This is a genomic window from Desulfovibrio piger (assembly GCF_951793255.1).
Taxonomy (GTDB): Bacteria; Desulfobacterota; Desulfovibrionia; order Desulfovibrionales; family Desulfovibrionaceae; genus Desulfovibrio.
Window position 1 is genome coordinate 1,738,088 of record NZ_OX636706.1, and the last position, 18,928, is coordinate 1,757,015.

Here is an 18,928-nt window from a genome sequence, read left to right on the forward strand (position 1 = left end):
TCGTCAGCATAGCCCGCAGCGGGGACGGGAGCAAGCTGGTCAGGGGCGCGGCAGCTGGGTGAGCGGTACGGCCATCCGTATGAAGAGGAAACACCAGGGCAGGAGCTGCAGCACAAGGCTGCGGGCCTTCCGGGGCCGGTACAGGAAGACGCTCCAGCTGATGATGGCCAGGGCGGCCAGCACCGACAGGATCAGGGCGTTCATCTGGGGCATGATGTCGAAGGGGACGCCGCTGTGCAGGCTGCGCAGCAGGGCGGCCAGCAGGGTGCTCCAGAAGTCTATGATGGAAGGCAGGTACCCCACAACGGCCCAGACCGCGCACCAGCGGACGGCCAGGGTGAACGCCCTTTCGTCCGTCAGCGGCGCGCGATGGCGCAGATACCAGAGCCAGAGCAGGGCAGCGCCGCCCGCCAGCGAGAGGTAGCGGAAGAGCAGATGCAGGGCCTGACGGATCTGGAGCAGGATGAAGTTGCTGCGCTCCATGCCCTGCGGCGGCTCCAGCAGCAGGCCTGTGGACAGCAGGCTGCCCAGCAGGAAGAGCAGCAGGGCCAGCAGGCAGCCCCAGAGCGTCAGGCGCAGGTCAGTGGTGCGATAGGCCGTGATGGCCGGATCCGTGGCATCGGGCCAGTGACGGGAGGCACGCAGCAGGCCCCAGAGCAGCAGGGTGGCCGGCAGCCAGGCCAGCAGGGCCACGCTGGCGGGCTGGACGAGAAGGTCGGCCAGCGGAGGCATCTGCGGTTGCCGCAGGGTTTCCAGCAGGAGCATGAGCGGGAACAGGGGCAGGGAGAGGGCGGCACAGAACAGGCCCAGACGCAGGAGCTGGCGCCCGCCCCAGAGGCACAGGGCCGCGTTGCCCTTGCGGCCGGCCAGCAGGGTCATGAGGATGAGGAAGGGCAGGGCCTGGGCCGTCTGTGCGAGCAGGGCCTGCAGGTTGCCAAGCCAGTATATGAGGATGAAAGTCATTTGCATGGGATACTCTCCTGCCCGCTATATAAGCGTTGCCCGTGCGGGCTGCAAGAGGAGGGCGCCGGGACAGCAGCCTTTGCCGCGGGCCGTCGGGATGCGGATCTGCCGTGCGGGCGCGTGATCGTGGCTGCCGCGCAGGAACGCGGAAGTGGTTTCCGGCTCCGGAGCCTTCTCCCGGCCGGGGATGCTGCGGCGGAAAACTTGCCGCCGTCGTGCGCTTGGGGTATGACTCATCTGTTTCACCTCCGTCAACCTGCGGGATAATCATGTCATTTTTTACTGTTTTTCTGCTGGCTGTGGCCCTGTCCATGGATGCTTTTGCCGTGGCGCTGGCCTCGGGATGCGCCATCCGCGAAGTCCGGCTGCGCCAGTATGTCCGGGTCAGCGCGGCCTTTGGCTTTTTCCAGTTCTTCATGCCGGTGCTGGGCTGGTTCCTGGGGCAGTCGGTGCATCATTTCATCGAGGCCTGGGACCACTGGCTGGCCTTCGTGCTGCTGGCGTGGATCGGCGGCAACATGCTGCGCTCCGGTATCGGTGGCCTGCGCAAGAACGAGCCCGTGTCCTGTCCCCAGAGCGACCCCACCGCAGGCTGGAACCTGCTCCTTCTGGCCGTGGCCACCAGCATCGATGCCCTGGCCGTGGGCCTGACCTTTGCCATGACGAATACCAATGCCTTCCTGCCTTCCTGTCTTATCGGGGTGGTCTGTGCCGCCATCTCGGCCTGCGGGCTCTTTTTGGGCAAAAAGCTGTCCTCGCTGCCCATGCTCAACGGCTGGGCCGAGGTGCTGGGCGGCGTTGTGCTGCTGTGCATCGGCCTGAACATCCTGCACGAGAGCGGTGTCATCTAGCCTGCCGGGAAGGCCGCAGGCCCCTGCCGGATGGTTGCCGAGCCGCGCCAAGATGCCCTATAGTGCCGGAGGCCCGGAGACCGTCCGTGCCGCAGGCATGTCCGAAATCATCCGGCATGCCGGAGTGTTGAGAGGAGACCATGATCAGTATCTGCCGTTATCATGATATTTCCGTGGGACACCGCATCTGCGGGCACGAATCCCACTGCGCCCGTCTGCACGGGCATAATTACCGCATCCATTTCACCTGCACCGCCGACGAGCTGGACGCCCTGGGGCGCGTGCTGGACTTCCAGGTGGTCAAGGAACGCCTGTGCCAGTGGCTGGAAGACCACTGGGATCACCGCTTTCTGGTCTGGGACAAGGATCCCCTGCTGGAAGGCCTGCGGGCGCTGGATCCTTCGGTGAGCGTCCTGCCCTGCAATCCGTCCGCCGAGAACATGGCCCGCTATCTGGGCGAAGTGGTGGGGCCGGCCCAGCTGGAAGGCACCGGGGCCCGTCTGGTGGCCGTGGAAGTGGAAGAGACCGCCAAGTGCAAGGCGCGCTGGAGCCTGTGATGCGGACCCTGGCGGTCAACGAATTTTTCGTCACCCTGCAGGGCGAGGCCTCCTTTGCCGGGACGCCTGCCGTGTTCGTCCGTTTCCAGGGCTGTCCTGTGGCCTGCCCGTGGTGCGATACGCAGTACGCCGCCCGGCTGGACGGCGCGACGCTGGATTTTGCCGCCGTGCGTGCCAAGCAGGGGCCGGGAGCGGGCTATGCCGATGTGGAGCCCGGGGCGTTGCTGGCAGCCATCCGGGAGGCCGGGCCGCGCCATGTGGTGCTGACTGGCGGCGAGCCCTGCCGCCATGACCTCACGGAGCTGACCTCCCGGCTGGTGACGGAAGGTTTTCGTGTCCAGATCGAGACCAGCGGCACCATGCCCATCCGTTGCCATGCGGATGTCTGGGTGACCCTGAGCCCCAAGCTGGACATGCCGGGGGGGCTGGAAGTGCGTCAGGATGCCTGGGAGCGGGCCGGAGAGATCAAATTCCCTGTGGATACGGCCGCGGATCTGGCCCGTTTCGAACAGGCGCTGGCAGCGGCCCGCAAGGCGGCTGCCCGGCCGCTGACGGAGCTCGTCTGGCTGCAGCCCGTGAGCCAGGGGAAGGAAGCCACACGACTGTGCGTGGAGGCGGCCTTTGCCCATCAGTGGCGTGTGAGCGTCCAGGTCCACAAATATCTGGATCTGCGCTAGCTCCTGTGGCGCAGAAAAAGACATAAGGAAGATGAAAGGCGGCATGCACGGCATGTCGCCTTTTTCTTTGGGGCATTTCCTTCCGTCGGACAGGGGCGTCTGCCCCTTTGTGGGGGAATGCAAGTTTGGGGAAAAGTGCCTGCCCTCATGTGCAGGAAGTATTCCATGCAGGCTGTAAAATCTTTGCCGGCAGTTGTCCGTGTCGCTATCACCGCAGAGTGATGCATCGTTCATGCTGCCCTGTATAGTGATGGATCGTCATGGGCATGGTGATGGATAAAACGTCTTAGGGTAACAGGGAAATACAGTTTTTGGGAGGAATGAATTCAAAAAGGAGTTCTTTGAAAGCGATGCTCTGCGGCGGGATATACCGGTTCTTTTTTGAGATCATGATATATTTACGTAGAGGAATCTCATCTATTATATTTGTTATGCAAAGATCATTGTCATCCATTACGGCAAATGAGTCGATGATCGAGATGCCAATATTTGCTTTGACCATATTGATAAGAGTATTGAAGCTGGATATATAGGAAATGGTATTCAAACTGATATTGTTCTTGCTGATATAATTTGAAATCGTTGATCCTACAGCATATTCAGGAAAAAATGATATGAACGGGAATTTTTCTATGCTTTTTATGGATGCTTCTTTCGGAAGGGAAAAATGATTGTTGCGCGATGATATTATCTGAAGGCGCGCACCAAACAGCGGAGTGATGTCAAGAGCTGTATCTCTATGGTCTGCCATGTCAAACTGGTTTACTATTCCGAAATGAACCATACCATTTTTTACTTTTTCATAAATTTGTTTTGAGCTTCCGCTGAAAAGGGAAAAGCAGACCCCTTCATGCTTGTCATGGAATTTTGAAATGACCTCAGGTAGCAGGTTCTGGGCGATGGCATGGGGCATGGCCATCGAAATGGTGCCGCTGAGGTCGTTTTTATTTGAAGAGAGCGCATGTCTTGTTCGCTCAAGCATATCGAAAAATTTTTCTGCATCTCTATAGAGGATCTCTCCTGCCTCTGTCAGGATGAGGCGATTGTTCTCTCTGTAAAACAGTGTCGTATCAAATTCTTTTTCAAGATTTCGTATGTGGTGGCTTACCGCTGATTGCTTTATATTCATATGAAAAGCAGCATTACTCAAATTCCCATACAGTACAACATTATAAAAACCGCGCAGCCATTGTAACAGGTCTCCGCTTATTCTTTGGTTCATAATATTTTCTCCTTAAAATTGTAAAAAAATATATCACTTATATAAAAAAGTCCATAGGGATATTGATAATTTGCATTTATCAATATCCCTATGGACCATATCTGTATATCTCTAAAAAACGCCGACGAATTGCCAGTAAGGGTAAAGCACAAGGGCCAGGAATGCACCGGCAAGGACCATCCGGACTGCGAATATCGTCATGAAATGGGAAAGCTTGATGTAACCGGTAGAGTAGAAATAGAGGGTCACGACGAATTCGTAGGGAAAGAGGTATTGGTCGACGCCATAGGAGAAGGAGTAGACCAGCGCCAGCGGGGACATGTTCATCTGGGAAGCCATTTCCACAAGCGGAGCGGTCATGGCCGAGAATGCGGCGATAGGTGTAAACAGGAAGTTGAGGATGATGCCGGAAACGAAGGTCGAGAATGACGTATAAAGTTCGCCACCGCTCAGGAGAGGCATCAGAAGATCGGCAATGACCTTGTCGACTCCGCTGGCCTTCGCGGCGCCTCCGATCGTCATGCAGCCCACAACAAAGAATACCTGCTGATAGGGGATGTTGCTCAGGCTCTTCTTGTCGAGCAGGGAAAAGCCGGGGAAGAAGGCGAGGGACGCGATCATCAGCATCATCCAGCCGGCATCGATCTTGTGGATCTGGTCTGTCACAAGCGAGAGAAGCAGCAGGCCGAGCAGGATAAGGGCCTTCTTTTCCCGCAGGCTCATGGGGCCAAGAGTTTCGTATTCCTCCCTGATGAAGGTCTCAAGGTCGAAGGACAGCTTGGGACGCATGATAAAAAGCAGCGTATATATGGAAAGGGCCGCATAGAGCAGGCTGGGAGGGAAGTTGTGCAGGAAGTACGCACTCCAAGATATGGGGGTACCTGTCGCCTGCGCGTACAGGCCCATCGCCATGGCCACGTCCACGCCGGCAGAGAGGAAGGCCAGCTTGGGAATCGCCACGGCCAGCAGGGCACCGATCACCAGCGTTGCGGCCTCCTTGCTGCAGGGCTGGATATTGAAGCCCTTGCAAATGCCGACCGCCAGGATGGCGAAGATGGCCGCCTTGCCTGTGACCGTGGGGATAAAAGGCGCCATGATATAGCCGGCCAGCATGAATCCCCAGAGCAGAAAGTGGAAGGAGCCCTCGGTCAGCTTGATGGACCAGACTGCGATACGCTTGGCGATGCCCGTGCTCGACATGACCTCGGCAATGAACAGGCCGCTCAGGACAAGCCATCCGGCTGACCCGGACCAGGCCGAAAGGATCTGGCTGGGCTTCCCGACCCCGGTCACGATATAGATGATGGGCAATATCATGGCCACGAAAGGCTCGGGAAGGATATTCAGTGTCCAGATGGCAAGGGCGCAGAATGTAAAGGTCAGGAAGCGCTGGGCCTCGGGGGAAAGGTCAGTCGTACCTGTCCAGAAGTATGTGACGACGGGTATCAGGAGCGCGATGCCCCATTTGATCCAGTAAGCTCTGTCGTGATGTTGTTCCTGGTTCATGGAAATACCTCGTTCGGCTGGCTATGCCGCTATACAGGGAAAGCCTGAAAAGACGCAGCTGGGTACGGTCAGTTCCATTTTTCGCGCCATGTGGCATGGACCTTGCCCGCTTCATTTTTGAGGACGAGGAATTTGTTGCCCAGCAGCGGATTGGTCAGCGGATAATCGGAACGCACGTGGTTGCCTCTGGTCTCCTTGCGTTCGAGCGCGGCATGCATGATGGCTTCACCACAGTCGAGCAGCTCATAGACTTCAAGGGCTCGCATCAGTTCATGCGGATTGGCGGCGGAGAGTTCCTTGTCGAACCTTTTGCGCAGATCCCGAAGATAGTGCAGGCCGATGGTGAGTATCCGGGCCGAGCGTACCCGGTAGGGGGGCACGGCGGCGTAGGAGGTCATGACGGTTTGCAGCGCGATATTGGCCTCCCTCCACGTGGCCGCATTTGCAGCCTGCCTGCGTTCATAGATCCGGCTGCAGTGATGGCAGGACTGTTCCAGGGCTTCCTGGTCCAGGCGGGAGGGGGCGGCAACCGTACGGGAACGCTTTGCGGCATTCTTTCCGCAGATCTGTCCGTAGACCGCTGCACCGGCGACACCCACACGGAAGTTGCCCACGATGTCGCCGGCAGCGTAGACGTTGGGCACGCTGGTTTCGCCATCAATATTGATCTCGATGCCCCGCCCCTGGATATGGGGTTCATACTGCATGAACTCGATGGCATCGGCGGCAAGGTCGATATGTTCCGTCTCCATGTGGTCTGTCATGGCGGCAACGCCTTCCCAGTGGAGAGCTTCTTTCATTTCATCGAGCCAGGCAGCCTCCGCTCCGGCACAATCGACAAAAATGGGGCCCCGGCCATCGCAAAGCGCTTCTGTCAGGATCCGGTGGGATACATCCAGGGTCACGTCGCCATATTCCCGGTCGGGGCGAGTGATGAACGGGCCGACGGGCGAGCCGTCAGGATAGCGGGCAACGCCGATGAAAGAAGCCTTGCCGCAGCGGGCAAAGTGCTTGGGACCGGCATGGATATAAGGAATTTCCATATTCAGCATGTTGAACGCATGCCGCCAGGCCAGTGATATCCCGGTCCCTGTGCAGGAGGGACAGTAGGCAATGTTGAAAAGCATGCCTGGCGTCGTGGTGCTGCTGTACAAGCGTGTAGCGACGCCTGTAGCCAGGATGACTGTCTTGCCGCGGATCAGGGAAAATTCCGGAACATCAGTCCGGATATTCAAGGCAAGCACACCGGAGACATGCCCCTCATCGTCGAAAACGAAATCGACGACGGGGTGGTGGGAAAGGAACGCGACGCCGTGCTCCTTCGCCTTCTTGTACAAGACAGGCTTTTGCTGGCGCCCGTCATAGTGCAGGAAGGCCCGGGGACGGGTGGGAAAAGCGTGGCCCTTGAATTCATAGAACCCTTTGGGCTTCATGGGGATGCCCCAGCTGTCCCAGAGATGCACCATGGCTGCGGATTCTTCAAGGAAGCGGCGGGTAAGGGTGGGGTCGTGGCATGTGCCGGTCTGGCTGTTCAGGATCTCCCTGGCGATGACGCCTATATCGTCACCATGGACTTCCGGGAGATAGCATCCAAAGTGGTCGCATCCTGTGGCACCCGAGCCGCTCCTGCGAGGATGGCTTTTATCCACAACAATGACTCGTGCGCCTTCTTCAGCTGCGGCTATGGCTGCCTGCAGTGCTGCGATGCCACCACCCACACATACCACATCATATTCACATTCATTTGTTATGGAAATCATAAGCTGAATCCTCTCATGAGATCTTCTGATTTTACATGCAACAAGCGATATGGAATCGGTATGCGTAAGGTTATGGCTCCACTCGGATAGTCCATCTTGCACGCCGTACAATGCCAACATTCTTCAGGATACATTATTTGAGGGATATTCCCGTCTTTTGGAGGAAGAAAAATGTTCATTGTACATATTTTTTCACATAAACCGCACCGTATACATTTTTTTTCATCAATAATTGGAGGCATGACATCTCCTTTATGGCATGGGCGCCTGTCAATTTTTTGATGAATAAAGTATTGTTATTCAAAAAAATTTAATCAATACATATTTTATGCATCTCAGATTATGATATTTTTTATAGTGTACTGAGGGCGATTCTATGATGTCATTAAATACAGGCAGATAGGTATGACGGGATTTTCAGGATAAAAAGGTGATGAAAAAAATTGAAAGCAGCGTCCAAAATAATTGGATGTCTGTGACGACAGAAGTTTGAGGTATGGTGATTTATAAAATTATTACAGTGTATTATGGTTATTTCAAGGAAAGGTGTTCCTGATGGTGTCCGAGGCGGGGCAGCAGTAAAAAAATCGCCTTGATGAAGGTGCGGGATATGGGGAGGGGGGAGGAAAGATGGGGCTGGAGCAGAGGCAGATCCCCTGTCCCAGGAATGTAGACGAGGCGTCAAAAGAACAGGGATAGGGAGCTCTCTCTGTCTTCCGGCTCTGTTGGGCTGGGCATGCCGCGAGATGCTCCTGAGCCCCTCCAGGCTGGGCGAAGAACGCTCAGCGAAAGGAGGCGCTTTGTCATGCCAGGCGCATGGAGGATGCATTCACCTGGCCTACGCTACAGGGCAAAGCGTGGGATCAGGTATCCTGATGATCCGTGCGGCCCGTCGTTGCAAGGCGAGAGCGGGAAAAGCACAGGTGCGCCAGAAAAACGAAAAAAGCCACCCGAAGGTGGCTTTGTCTATCCTGTAAAGCGTGCGCCCTAGTGGCGCTTCAGGCGCTTCATCTCGTCCTGCATCAGCTCCAGGCCGACCAGGATGTTGCGGCGCATGGCTTCCATGAGTTTTTCTTCATCCTTTTCGCGCATGGCGGTCAGGATGTCCTTGTGCTGCTGGATGAAGAGCGAGATGTCTTCGGGAGAATAGCGGCGGGTATTGAGGAAACCTTCCACATAGTCCAGCAGGTGGCTGTCCACGGCCAGCAGATGGTGCATCCGCGAAAGGGAGTAGAGCTGCAGGTGGAAATCCCTGTCCTTGTGGAAGAAAAAGTCGGCATCACGGGTATCGGCCAGGTCGCCGGCCAGCTGTTCCAGCCTGTCCATGTCTTCGGCGGTCGCCTGCTGCATGGCCTCCTTGGCCAGGGCACATTCCACCTGGATGCGCAGGTTGAAGATGTGCTCGATCTCCTGGGAAGAGGGCGGCATCATGACGATGGCCCCCTTGTAGGGGATGTTCTGGACCAGACCGGATTTGTCCAGGCGCATGAGGGCATCACGGATGGGGCCGCGCCCCACGCCGAGCTTTTTTTCCAGATCAACAAGGACAAGACGGGTGCCGGGCAGGGCCTCGCCGGACAGGATCATGTCGCGGATCAAATCGTAGGCCGCCAGCGATTTGATGGTAGAAGCAGTACTCATGGAAACTCCTTCTGTAAGGTACATATTTTGATAAATAATTTATAAAATTATGTCAAATGGCCCAGAATGGCAAAAAAAGGAGCAAACTCGCCCGTATGGCACGTTTTTTTGCGGTCCGGGAGCAGGACGGGGAAGCCTTCGGACAGCCGTGCAACAGGGAAATGCTGACGGGGGATGTGTCCGGGTACGAAAAAAGGGGCTTTCTCCAAAGAGAAAACCCCTGAATTTGCTGGAGCGGGAGACGGGATTTGAACCCGCGACTTCAACCTTGGCAAGGTTGCACTCTACCACTGAGTTACTCCCGCGCGGGATGCGGAATTATCCGCTATGGAAAGGACCTCGTAAGAAGTCCGTGTCGGCTTGTGGAGCGGGAAACGGGACTTGAACCCGCAACCTTCAGCTTGGGAAGCTGACACTCTACCGTTGAGTTATTCCCGCCCGAAAGGGCAGTTTTTTGTGGAGCGGGAGACGGGATTTGAACCCGCGACTTCAACCTTGGCAAGGTTGCACTCTACCACTGAGTTACTCCCGCACACTGGCACGGTATTTTGCGATCGTTTTTTATGGAGGCGACATCCAGATTTGAACTGGAGAATGGAGGTTTTGCAGACCTCTGCCTTACCACTTGGCTATGTCGCCTTATGTTGTGGAGCGGGAGACGGGATTTGAACCCGCGACTTCAACCTTGGCAAGGTTGCACTCTACCACTGAGTTACTCCCGCGCATATGCACGGCATATCCACCGATCGTTTTTTTGGAGGCGACATCCAGATTTGAACTGGAGAGTGGAGGTTTTGCAGACCTCTGCCTTACCACTTGGCTATGTCGCCTCATTTGTTGGAGCGGGAGACGGGATTTGAACCCGCGACTTCAACCTTGGCAAGGTTGCACTCTACCACTGAGTTACTCCCGCTCAACGAAAGAGGGTTCTACGCTAGAGGCCCCCTTTCTGTCAAGCAGCTTTTTTTATTTTGTCGAAAAATAAAAAATTTATTTCCCAACATGCTGCTTTTATTATCTTTATTCTGTGGGCCGCTTGTCGATGATACGCTTGGCCTTGCCCTCGGAGCGCTGGATGGAATGCGGTTCCATGAGGCGCACCTTGGTGGTGACGCCCAGGAATTCCTTGATGCTCTTCTGGATGGAGCTTTCCAGGCTCTGCAGCTTGCGGATCTCGTCGGCAAAGAGGGTCTCGTTCATCTCCACCTGGACTTCCAGGGTATCCAGGTTGTTCACGCGGTCCACGATGATCTGATAGTTGGGGCTCAGGTTCTGGTTTTCCATGAGCAGGGCTTCGATCTGCTGCGGGAACACGTTGACGCCGCGGATGATGAGCATGTCGTCGCTGCGGCCCCGGATGCGGGTCAGGCGCACATAGGTACGTCCGCAGCGGCAGGGGGTGTAATCCAGGCTGGTCAGGTCGCGGGTGCGGTAGCGGATCAGCGGGATGCCTTCCTTGGTGAGCGTGGTGATGACCAGTTCGCCCAGTTCGCCCTCGGGGAGCTGTTCGCCGGTGACGGGGTCGATGATCTCGGGCAGGAAGTGGTCTTCCCACAGGTGCATGCCGCACTTGGATTCCAGGCATTCCATGGCCACGCCGGGGCCCATGACTTCGGAAAGGCCGTAGATGTTCAGGGCATTGATGCCCATTTTCTGCTCGATGTCCTGGCGCATCTCTTCGGTCCAGGGCTCGGCACCGAACACGCCGGTACGCAGGGGCAGGTCACGGAAGTCGATGCCCACCTCCTGGCCGGCTTCCCACAGGTGCAGGGCGTAGGAGGGCGTACAGCACAGGGCCGTGGCGCCGAAGTCGCGCAGCAGGTAGGCCTGGCGACGCGTGGCGCCGCCCGAGGCCGGGACCACCGTGGCACCGATGCGCTCGGCACCGCCGTGGGCGCCCAGACCGCCGGTGAACAGGCCGTAGCCGTAGGCCACATGCACGATGTCCGTCTGGTTGACGCCGGCGGCGGACAGGCTGCGGCCGGCCAGTTCGGCCCAGTTGTGCAGGTCGCGGGCGGTATAGCCCACCACCACGGCCTTGCCGGTGGTGCCGCTGGAGGCGTGCAGGCGGACGATGTTGTCACGCGGCACGGCGAAAAGACCGAAGGGATAGTAATTGCGCAGGTCCTGCTTTTCGGTGAAGGGCAGGTTCTTCAGATCGGCCAGGCTCTTGATGTCGCCGGGCTTGATACCGCTCTCGTCGAAGCGTTTGCGGTAGAAAGGCACATTGGCATAGACACGGGAGCAAAGGTCCTGCAGACGGCGCAATTGCAGGGCTTCGATATCTTCGCGGGGCAGCGTTTCCTTGTCGATATTGAAAATCACGGCGTTTCTCCTTGAAATCCTGAGTAGTCTATGGATGACGCAAAAGCCCCCCAAGGTCAAGATATCTGCTTGAAAAACATGGATAACATATTGCAATGCAATGTCTTTTTTTATGCCCGGAACAATGCGCCGGGCTATCCCCGGGCCGGGCGGGATTGTTGCCCTCGGGTACGCTTTGAGGTATGGGAGGGACATGCAAAACCTTATCTCTACCCCCAAGAAATATTCGGAACTGCCTACGGCGGAAAAAATGGCCGTCATCAAGGCGTGGCTTGAGGAACACAAGGCTGTCGACGTGGCCGAGATCGACCTGGCCGGCCAGGGTGCCTTCACGGACGCCCTGCTGGTGGTCAGCGCCACCTCCGTGCGTCATGCCCAGAGCCTGGCGGACGGCGTCTCCGCCCTGTGCCATGAACAGAACTACGAATACCTGCGCATGGAAGGCTACAACACCGGCCAGTGGATCCTGGTGGACTGCAACGACATCGTGGTCAACATCTTCCAGCAGTCCGTGCGTGACCTTTATCAGCTGGAGAACCTGTGGGGCGCGGCTGCCGCTGCCCTCAACAAGGAGCCCCGTGCATGACCCCCACCCTGTTGCTCATCCTTGACGGCTGGGGCCTGACGGAAAAAGGGGAAGGCAATGCCCCCTGGGTGGCAGCCACGCCCCATCTGGATGACCTGATGGCGCGCTGCCCCCACAGCCGCCTTGCCGCCTCCGGGCGCGAAGTGGGCCTGCCTGCCGGCTATATGGGCAACTCCGAGGTGGGACACCTCAATATCGGTGCGGGACGCATCGTCTATCAGGACATGACGCGCATCGACGTGGCCCTTGAGGACGGCTCCCTGTTCCACAACCCCGTGCTGCAGGACGTGCTGGAAAAAACACGCCGCAGCGGCGGCCGTCTGCATCTGGCGGGCCTGCTCTCCGACGGCGGTGTGCACAGCCACATCAACCATCTGGTGGCCCTGTGCGCCATGGCTTTCGCCGCCGGTGTGCCGGTGCGCATCCACTGCTTCATGGACGGGCGCGATACCCCGCCCCAGAGCGGCGCCTCCTATGTGCGCAGCCTGCTGGAACAGATCGTCTCCATGAAGGACGTGCGTGTGGCCAGCCTGGCGGGGCGCTTCTATGCCATGGACCGCGACAAGCGCTGGGAGCGCGTGTCCGAGGTCTGGGATCTCATGGTCCACGGCAAGGGCCGCAAAGCCACGGATGCCGTGCAGGCTGTGGAAGATTCCTATGCCGAGGGCGTCAGCGACGAATTCATCAAGCCCGTGCTGCTGGAAGGCGAGGATGCCTCCACCCTGCAGGACGGCGACGGCCTGTTCTTCTACAATTTCCGCGCCGACCGCATGCGCGAGCTTTCCCAGGCCTTCGTAGACGCGGACTTCACCGGTTTCGAGCGGGGCAGGGTGCCGCAGCTGGCTGCCGTGGCTTCCATGACGGCCTACGACGCCCACTTCCCCCTGCCGGTGGCCTTCCCCAAGGAATCCGTGACCATGGGCCTTGGCGAAGTCGTTTCGCAGCAGGGCATGCACCAGCTGCGTCTGGCCGAAACGGAAAAATACGCGCACGTCACCTATTTCTTCAACGGCGGTGTGGAAGAGCCCCTGCCGCTGGAAGACCGCATCCTCGTGCCTTCGCCGCGCGAGGTGCAGACTTATGACCAGAAACCGGCCATGAGCGCCCGCGAGGTCACGGACAAGTTCGTGGAAGCCTGGCAGAGCGGACAGTACGACCTGGTGGTCTGCAACCTGGCCAACGGCGATATGGTGGGCCATACGGGCGTGCTCTCCGCCGCCGTGGAAGCCTGCACGGTGGTGGATGAATGCGTGGGCCGCATGGTGGCTGCCGTGGAGGCCCGCAAGGGCCGTATGCTGCTCATCGCCGACCACGGCAACTGCGAAGTCATGAAGGACGGAGAGGGCAAGCCCCAGACCGCCCATACCACCAATCCCGTGCCCTGCATCCTGCTGGATGCCTCCGGCAAGGAATGGCGCCTGCACGACGGCAAGCTGGCCGATGTGGCCCCGACCCTGCTGCGCATGTGGGGCATCGCCCAGCCCGAGGCCATGACCGGGACGCCGCTGGTGGAGGAAGCCCATGTCCGGTAGCCAGAAACCTTTGGAGCCTGTGGCTCCTGACGGCATGGAGCTGCTGTTCTTCTACCGCTGCCCCCACTGCCTGCGCCATATACCGCTGGTCAACCCGGTGGAGCCGCGCAATGTGCGCTGCGACGGCTGCGGCAAGCAGTTCCCCATCATCCCGGTGGACGAGCACGGCCTGCATTATGTGCGCATCATGCTGGCCAACGGCAAGGCCGCTGCCAATCCCGACTATCTGTAAGCGTCGCCATACGGCCGGAGGAAAGTCCTCCGGCCGTTTTCTCTGCCGCGATGCTTTTTTCTCCACGCTACCAAATATACCGAGCAAACGACATGAAGATCTGTCCCGTCATCTTGTGCGGGGGCGCCGGTACACGCCTGTGGCCCCTGTCCCGTCGCAAGTATCCCAAGCAATTCATGGACCTGGGCGGCCATACGCTGTTCGAGGACACGCTGCAGCGTCTTGCGGCCGTGCCCGGACTGGCCGCGCCCGTGGTCATCTGCAATGAAGAGCAGCGCTTTCTTGCCGCCGCAGCCCTGCAGCGTCAGGGACTGAACGGCCGGATCCTGCTGGAACCGGAACCGCGCAATACGGCACCGGCCATCGCCGCTGCCGCGCTGGCCGTGACGGCCGCCTGTGACGTGGAAGACGGTGATCCTGTCCTGCTGGTCCTGCCTTCGGACCATGTGCTGGAGGATCTGCCGGCTTTTGCCGCTGCCGTCACACAGGCTGCGGAGTGTGCCCGCGAAGGGGCCCTGGTCACCTTCGGGGTCACGCCGGACCGCCCCGAGACCGGTTACGGCTACATCGAAAAGGGCGATGCCCTGGCTTCCGGTTTCGCGGTCCGCCGTTTTGTGGAAAAGCCCGCGCAGGAGGCTGCCGAGGCCATGCTGGCGCAGGGCGGCTATTTCTGGAACAGCGGCATGTTCGTGTTTCGCGCCTCCCAGTATCTGGCCGAGCTGGAAGCGCAGGCTCCGGCCATCATGGCCGCGGTGCGCAAGGCCTGGGCCCTGCGCCGGGCCGATTATGACTTCATCCGCCTGCATCGGGAATCTTTTGCCCACTGCCCCTCTGATTCGGTGGACTATGCCCTGATGGAGAAAAGCGCGCATGTGGCCATGGTGCCGCTGCTGTGCCGCTGGAGCGATCTGGGATCCTGGGAAGCCATCTACGAAAACAGCACGCAGGATGCGGAAGGCAATGCCTGCGTGGGCGATGTGATGGCCCAGGACAGCCGGGGATGCTACATCCATGCCGGGAGCCGCCTGGTGACGACGCTGGGCGTGAAGGATCTTGTGGTGGTGGAGACCGGCGACGCCGTCCTAGTGGCCGACAGGGCCCGCAGCCAGGAGGTCAAGACTCTGGTGGCCCGTCTTGCCGCCCAGGACCGGCACGAACAGGAGATGCATCTGCGTGTGTACCGCCCCTGGGGCTGGTATGAGACCCTGGCCCTGGGCGAGCGCTTCCAGGTCAAGCGGATCCAGGTCAATCCCGGAGCCGCGCTTTCCCTGCAACGTCACCGGCATCGGGCCGAGCACTGGGTCGTCATCGCCGGGGAAGGTCTGGTGCGCGTGGGGGACGAAGAGATGCACCTGCATGTGGACCAGTCGGTCTACATCCCCCAGAAGACCATGCATCGGCTGAGCAACGCTTCGGCACAGCCGCTGGAGATCGTGGAAGTCCAGACCGGTGATTACCTGGGCGAAGACGATATCGAGCGTTTTGACGACCGTTACGGGCGTGAATGAGCCTGAGATGGCCTGAGGCCATCACCAGATACCAAGGCTGCAGGAGAGTTCCCGCGGCCTTTTTTATTTTTGGGGGGCAGCCTGGTGAGCGTCACGACGCAAAACGAAATGGCGGATGATTTGGGGGATGGCCCAGGGACAGGCATCAGGCAAACGTCCCCGATAACGCCTCGCAGTCCTTCGGAGCCCGTCTGGTATGCGACGCAGCCAGATGGATGAAACGGATCTTTTTTGTAAGCATCCGGACGTTTTTTCTGGTGTCACAGGGCGATCGCCGGACACAGGACAGGCCCGGAAAAAAGTTTTTTGGCGAGGAGGGGGGAGGGGGAGACGCAGCTTTTGCCCACAAAAGGGGGGCCTTTCCCTCGCCGCAGGAAAACACGGGTGCAGACGGATGCGTCGCAGTTCTCCCGCTTTTCTGCAGGCATAAAAAAAGGGGGAGCATTGCTGCTCCCCCCAAAGATGACACATGGTCGAAGATTACTCTTCGTCGCCTTCCCACTTGATGAAGCCGGGATTGACGTTGACCATGGCGTTGACGATCAGTTCCACCAGGCCGCCGTAGGCGAAGCTGTTCTTGGTGTACAGATCGCTGTGTTCCAGCATTTCGCGGATCTGGCCCTTGCAGTTGGAGCAGGGAGCGCAGATGTACTTCTTGGTTTCGGGGCCAAGGCAGTCCTTGAAGGCCTGGGCGATCTGCCACATCTTTTTACGGCCGGAGATGTTGCCGCGCCATTCGTCGATGTTCTGACGGGTCATGATGGCGAAGCCGGAACCACCGCCGCAGCAGTAGTTGTCCACGCCGTGGCAGGGCATTTCGCGGAACTGCGGGGCGATCTTGTGCAGGATGTCGCGCTGGGGCTGCACCACACCCATCAGACGGACCACGTTGCAGGGGTCGTGCAGGGTGACGGGGAAGTTGTTGCGCGAGGGGTCCAGCTTCAGACGACCGGACATGATGATGTCACGCAGGGTCACATAGCAGGATTCGCGGGGCACCTGGTATTCGTAGGGGATGACGCGGTCGGCGATAACGGTCATGGCCTTGTGGGCGTGGCCGCATTCGCCGATGACGATCTTCTTGGCACCCAGTTCCTTGGCGGCCTGCATGTGCTGCAGGGCGATACGGGCGGTCTGGGCGTCGTCGTAGAACACGCCGTAGTTCACGCCGTCATAGGCCACGGCCTTGCTGGACAGGGTCCAGGACAGGCCGGCTTCCTGGAAGATCAGGGAGAAGCTGGCGATGTTTTCGGGCCAGGCCATGACTTCGCCGGCGTTGTGGATCAGCAGGATGTCGGCGCCCTTCACGTCGAAGGGGGTGTGGATGCCCACGCCGGTGATTTCGGTGTAGTCCTCGTCGATGAACTCCACGTTTTCTTTCACCACGTCGGGGGTCATACCGGTGGAGGAGCCCACCTTCATCTGGTTGATGGTGCCCTTTTCGTGCAGTTCGCGGGGCGAGAAGCCCAGTTCCTGGCTGAACAGCTTGCGGATTTCGCGGGCGATCAGGCCGTTATCCACACCGATGGGGCAGGTCTGGGCGCAGCGACGGCAGAGGTTGCAGCGGTAGGCCAGTTCGCCCAGGCGGGCAACGGTCTTCCAGTTCAGGCCCATGTCGCCGTAACGCCATTTGGCCAGGGGCTCTTTCTTCACATACTGCTTGTAGATGCGGCGGAAGATTTCAGAGCGGTAGTTGGGGCGGTACATCTCGTTCTTGCCGGACATCTCGTACAGATGACAGGCATCGGAACAGGAGTTGCACTGGGCGCAGTAGTCCATGCTGGTTTCCAGCATGGGCAGGAAGGTCCAGTTGTTCTCCTTGCTGAACAGCTTGCGCATACCGTCCAGGAAACGGTTGACCAGCTCTTCTTCTTCCTGGGGGGTCTGGGGCTTGGGGATGTTCAGCACGCAGACTTCGTCCAGGATGCAGGCCACTTTGGCCTTCTGCTCGTCGGTAACGGGGCGCCAGGGCATCTTGACGAGGTCAAGGCCTTCCACATCGGGGATGTCCTTGAGGTCGATGCTGACCATCTGGCCTTCGGCCGTGGAAATATCAGTCAAACGCAGCGTATCTTTCATGATGTACTCCCTAGTCCTTCTTGGGGGATTCGGTAGCGATGTCGAGCCAGGTCTTGGTGCCCTGACCGTTGATGTGGTCGGCAGCCCAGCTCACCTTGAACTGCAGGGCCTGCTTCATCTTCTCGTTGTTCTTCTGGCTGAAATCGGTGGGGGTGTCGCCCCAGCGGATGTCATGGTAGGTGAAGTACTTGAAGAGCAGGTGGCCCATGTGGGTCATGGGGATCCAGATCAGCACGAAGAAGCCGAGCAGCATGTGGATCACGAAAGTGGTGCTGTTGATGTCGGCAAAGTTGAAGGTGAGCAGGTTGTAGATGAAGTCACCGGACATGCGGGCAAAGGAGGGGTTGAAGGCCCAGGCCACCAGACCCACCAGGGCGAAGACGATGAACACGCCCAGGTTGAAGAAGTGTTCGGGGGTGGAGTACTTGCGCAGGCCTTCGTCGTGCAGACGACGGCAGATCAGGCCGATGCCGCCGCCGATGATGCCGAACATGCCCAGCAGGCTGATGGCATTGATGACGTTGTGCACGAAGGTCAGGAAGCCGCCGTCGGGGTTCATGCCGAACAGGCGCAGGAAGGCGGCCACGACCAGGATGATGGTGCCGCCCATCAGCATGTACAGACCCAGGTGGAAGGGGTAGGTGCGGAACCACAGCTTGAGGTTGTGGGTGAAGGTGGCGTGCAGGAAGAGCACTTCTTCCAGCAGGGCCTTGATATCGCCCAAGTGGTCGACGTGGCGGGGCTTGGTCCACCAGTCGGTCTCTTCCATGAAGCTGCCGCCGTAGGAGCCTTTGGGGCCTTCATGCGGCACGGGGTAGAGCTCCCAGCGGACATGCAGGGGGCTGGCAGCCAGATAGCCTTTCACCTTGATGGCGGCAGTCGCCACAAAGCCGATTACTGCAAGGTAGGCCAGGATGTAGAACAGAGTTGTCATGCGTTTTCTCCCATGAGTCGAGATGCCTGCGGCATCGTGGTTTCTGCGCATGACCGAGCCAGATCCGGTCATGAGCAAGAGGTGCAGCGCACCAGGAACCAACCTCTCCAGAACAATGCGCCGGGATCCTGCGGCTCGGATCATGCCGGGGCACGACCTGTCGCCGCCTGGTCTCAGGCGCGGAACAATTCCTGCCTTCTACCGTAAAATGCAAGAAATGCAAAGATGGCACGCAGATTCCCAAAATACTCCGACCTGACTATGTTTTCTTATTTATATAATTATTTTAATGGTTTAATATGAATGAAGCCATGCTTTACGCGTATGAAAAATTTTTTGACCTCCTTTTCACACCACGTCGGCTCCGGCGGAGGGGGATGCGTCTTAGCCAGCAGGTCTTCCCGGCCATGGCCGGGAAATTTTTCTCTCTTATCAGGAATTAGTCACAAAAAGAAAGATGGGAAGGGCTTCTCTACATTTTGTTGCATTGGGGCCGACACCACCCGGTCCCAGCCGCAGGGAGGAAGGCGCCGGGACAGCGGCCGGCAAGAGAGG

16 protein-coding genes and 7 tRNA genes are annotated in these 18,928 nt (G+C 58.7%); 7 read left to right on the plus strand and 16 right to left on the minus strand.

Translation table 11 applies throughout. The features are described from left to right. Nucleotides 1-39: 39 nt before the first annotated feature. The gene (locus Q4I12_RS07820) at nucleotides 40-969 is read right to left on the minus strand and encodes a hypothetical protein (RefSeq protein WP_297140124.1); all 930 of its coding nucleotides are present in this window, start codon (nucleotides 967-969) and stop codon (nucleotides 40-42) included. Nucleotides 970-1,232: 263 nt separating this feature from the next. Here Q4I12_RS07820 and Q4I12_RS07825 point away from each other — a divergent pair, with 263 nt between their 5' ends. From Q4I12_RS07825 to queE, 3 genes are all read left to right on the plus strand, one after another. Continuing rightward, a complete protein-coding gene (locus Q4I12_RS07825) occupies nucleotides 1,233-1,814 on the plus strand; it encodes a manganese efflux pump MntP (protein ID WP_168935197.1) in 582 nt (193 codons plus the stop codon). 140 nt (nucleotides 1,815-1,954) lie between these two features. Next, on the plus strand, nucleotides 1,955-2,371 hold the full coding sequence (locus Q4I12_RS07830; protein WP_006003584.1) for a 6-pyruvoyl trahydropterin synthase family protein: 417 nt from the start codon (nucleotides 1,955-1,957) through the stop codon (nucleotides 2,369-2,371). After that, nucleotides 2,371-3,048, plus strand: coding sequence for a 7-carboxy-7-deazaguanine synthase QueE (queE, locus tag Q4I12_RS07835; protein WP_297160334.1), 678 nt, complete (start codon nucleotides 2,371-2,373; stop codon nucleotides 3,046-3,048). Before Q4I12_RS07830 ends, queE begins: the two co-directional genes overlap by 1 nt. Before the next feature lie 286 nt (nucleotides 3,049-3,334). Here the strand turns inward: queE and Q4I12_RS07840 are convergent, their stop codons facing one another. From Q4I12_RS07840 to Q4I12_RS07895, 13 genes are all read right to left on the minus strand, one after another. Then, on the minus strand, nucleotides 3,335-4,270 hold the full coding sequence (locus tag Q4I12_RS07840; RefSeq protein ID WP_302261268.1) for a LysR family transcriptional regulator: 936 nt from the start codon (nucleotides 4,268-4,270) through the stop codon (nucleotides 3,335-3,337). A 111-nt stretch (nucleotides 4,271-4,381) separates the two neighbouring features. Further along, nucleotides 4,382-5,776: an SLC13 family permease gene (locus Q4I12_RS07845; protein ID WP_302261269.1), complete on the minus strand. Its 1,395-nt coding sequence runs from the start codon at nucleotides 5,774-5,776 to the stop codon at nucleotides 4,382-4,384. A 68-nt stretch (nucleotides 5,777-5,844) separates the two neighbouring features. Further along, entirely contained in the window at nucleotides 5,845-7,536 is a 1,692-nt protein-coding gene (locus Q4I12_RS07850; protein WP_302261270.1) for an FAD-dependent oxidoreductase, read from the minus strand. After that, a complete protein-coding gene (locus Q4I12_RS13975) occupies nucleotides 7,533-7,778 on the minus strand; it encodes a 4Fe-4S dicluster domain-containing protein (protein WP_367891469.1) in 246 nt (81 codons plus the stop codon). The genes Q4I12_RS07850 and Q4I12_RS13975 overlap by 4 nt, the downstream gene beginning before the upstream one ends. 745 nt (nucleotides 7,779-8,523) lie before the next feature. Beyond that, nucleotides 8,524-9,177 (minus strand): GntR family transcriptional regulator, encoded by a 654-nt coding sequence (locus Q4I12_RS07855; RefSeq protein ID WP_302261271.1) that lies wholly within the window; start codon nucleotides 9,175-9,177, stop codon nucleotides 8,524-8,526. Between the two features lie 230 nt (nucleotides 9,178-9,407). Next, nucleotides 9,408-9,482, minus strand: a tRNA-Gly gene (locus Q4I12_RS07860). A gap of 58 nt (nucleotides 9,483-9,540) precedes the next feature. Continuing rightward, nucleotides 9,541-9,615, minus strand: a tRNA-Gly gene (locus tag Q4I12_RS07865). A gap of 19 nt (nucleotides 9,616-9,634) precedes the next feature. Next, nucleotides 9,635-9,709, minus strand: a tRNA-Gly gene (locus Q4I12_RS07870). A 32-nt stretch (nucleotides 9,710-9,741) separates the two neighbouring features. Continuing rightward, nucleotides 9,742-9,816: transfer RNA gene (locus tag Q4I12_RS07875), tRNA-Cys, on the minus strand. Nucleotides 9,817-9,824: 8 nt separating this feature from the next. Next, nucleotides 9,825-9,899: transfer RNA gene (locus Q4I12_RS07880), tRNA-Gly, on the minus strand. Between the two features lie 33 nt (nucleotides 9,900-9,932). Beyond that, nucleotides 9,933-10,007, minus strand: a tRNA-Cys gene (locus tag Q4I12_RS07885). Between the two features lie 8 nt (nucleotides 10,008-10,015). Next, nucleotides 10,016-10,090 (minus strand) — tRNA-Gly (locus Q4I12_RS07890). Between the two features lie 107 nt (nucleotides 10,091-10,197). After that, nucleotides 10,198-11,502 carry a phenylacetate--CoA ligase family protein gene (locus Q4I12_RS07895; RefSeq protein WP_297160244.1) on the minus strand — a complete coding sequence of 435 codons (1,305 nt, stop codon included), beginning with the start codon at nucleotides 11,500-11,502 and terminating at the stop codon, nucleotides 10,198-10,200. A gap of 193 nt (nucleotides 11,503-11,695) precedes the next feature. On the opposite strand from Q4I12_RS07895, the gene rsfS reads away from it, so the two are divergent. The 4 genes from rsfS (at nucleotide 11,696) to Q4I12_RS07915 (ending at nucleotide 15,360) form a co-directional block, all read left to right on the plus strand. Continuing rightward, nucleotides 11,696-12,088 carry a ribosome silencing factor gene (rsfS, locus tag Q4I12_RS07900; RefSeq protein ID WP_168935194.1) on the plus strand — a complete coding sequence of 131 codons (393 nt, stop codon included), beginning with the start codon at nucleotides 11,696-11,698 and terminating at the stop codon, nucleotides 12,086-12,088. Next, nucleotides 12,085-13,620 (plus strand): 2,3-bisphosphoglycerate-independent phosphoglycerate mutase, encoded by a 1,536-nt coding sequence (gene gpmI, locus Q4I12_RS07905; protein WP_297160241.1) that lies wholly within the window; start codon nucleotides 12,085-12,087, stop codon nucleotides 13,618-13,620. The genes rsfS and gpmI overlap by 4 nt, the downstream gene beginning before the upstream one ends. Then, a complete protein-coding gene (locus tag Q4I12_RS07910; RefSeq protein WP_297160239.1) occupies nucleotides 13,610-13,852 on the plus strand; it encodes a hypothetical protein in 243 nt (80 codons plus the stop codon). The genes gpmI and Q4I12_RS07910 overlap by 11 nt, the downstream gene beginning before the upstream one ends. 92 nt (nucleotides 13,853-13,944) lie before the next feature. Further along, nucleotides 13,945-15,360 carry a mannose-1-phosphate guanylyltransferase/mannose-6-phosphate isomerase gene (locus tag Q4I12_RS07915; RefSeq protein WP_302261272.1) on the plus strand — a complete coding sequence of 472 codons (1,416 nt, stop codon included), beginning with the start codon at nucleotides 13,945-13,947 and terminating at the stop codon, nucleotides 15,358-15,360. 480 nt (nucleotides 15,361-15,840) lie between these two features. Here the strand turns inward: Q4I12_RS07915 and Q4I12_RS07920 are convergent, their stop codons facing one another. Next, nucleotides 15,841-17,439, minus strand: coding sequence for a (Fe-S)-binding protein (locus tag Q4I12_RS07920; RefSeq protein ID WP_168935190.1), 1,599 nt, complete (start codon nucleotides 17,437-17,439; stop codon nucleotides 15,841-15,843). A gap of 10 nt (nucleotides 17,440-17,449) precedes the next feature. Then, nucleotides 17,450-18,373 (minus strand): respiratory nitrate reductase subunit gamma, encoded by a 924-nt coding sequence (locus Q4I12_RS07925; protein ID WP_302261273.1) that lies wholly within the window; start codon nucleotides 18,371-18,373, stop codon nucleotides 17,450-17,452. Nucleotides 18,374-18,928: the final 555 nt, after the last annotated feature.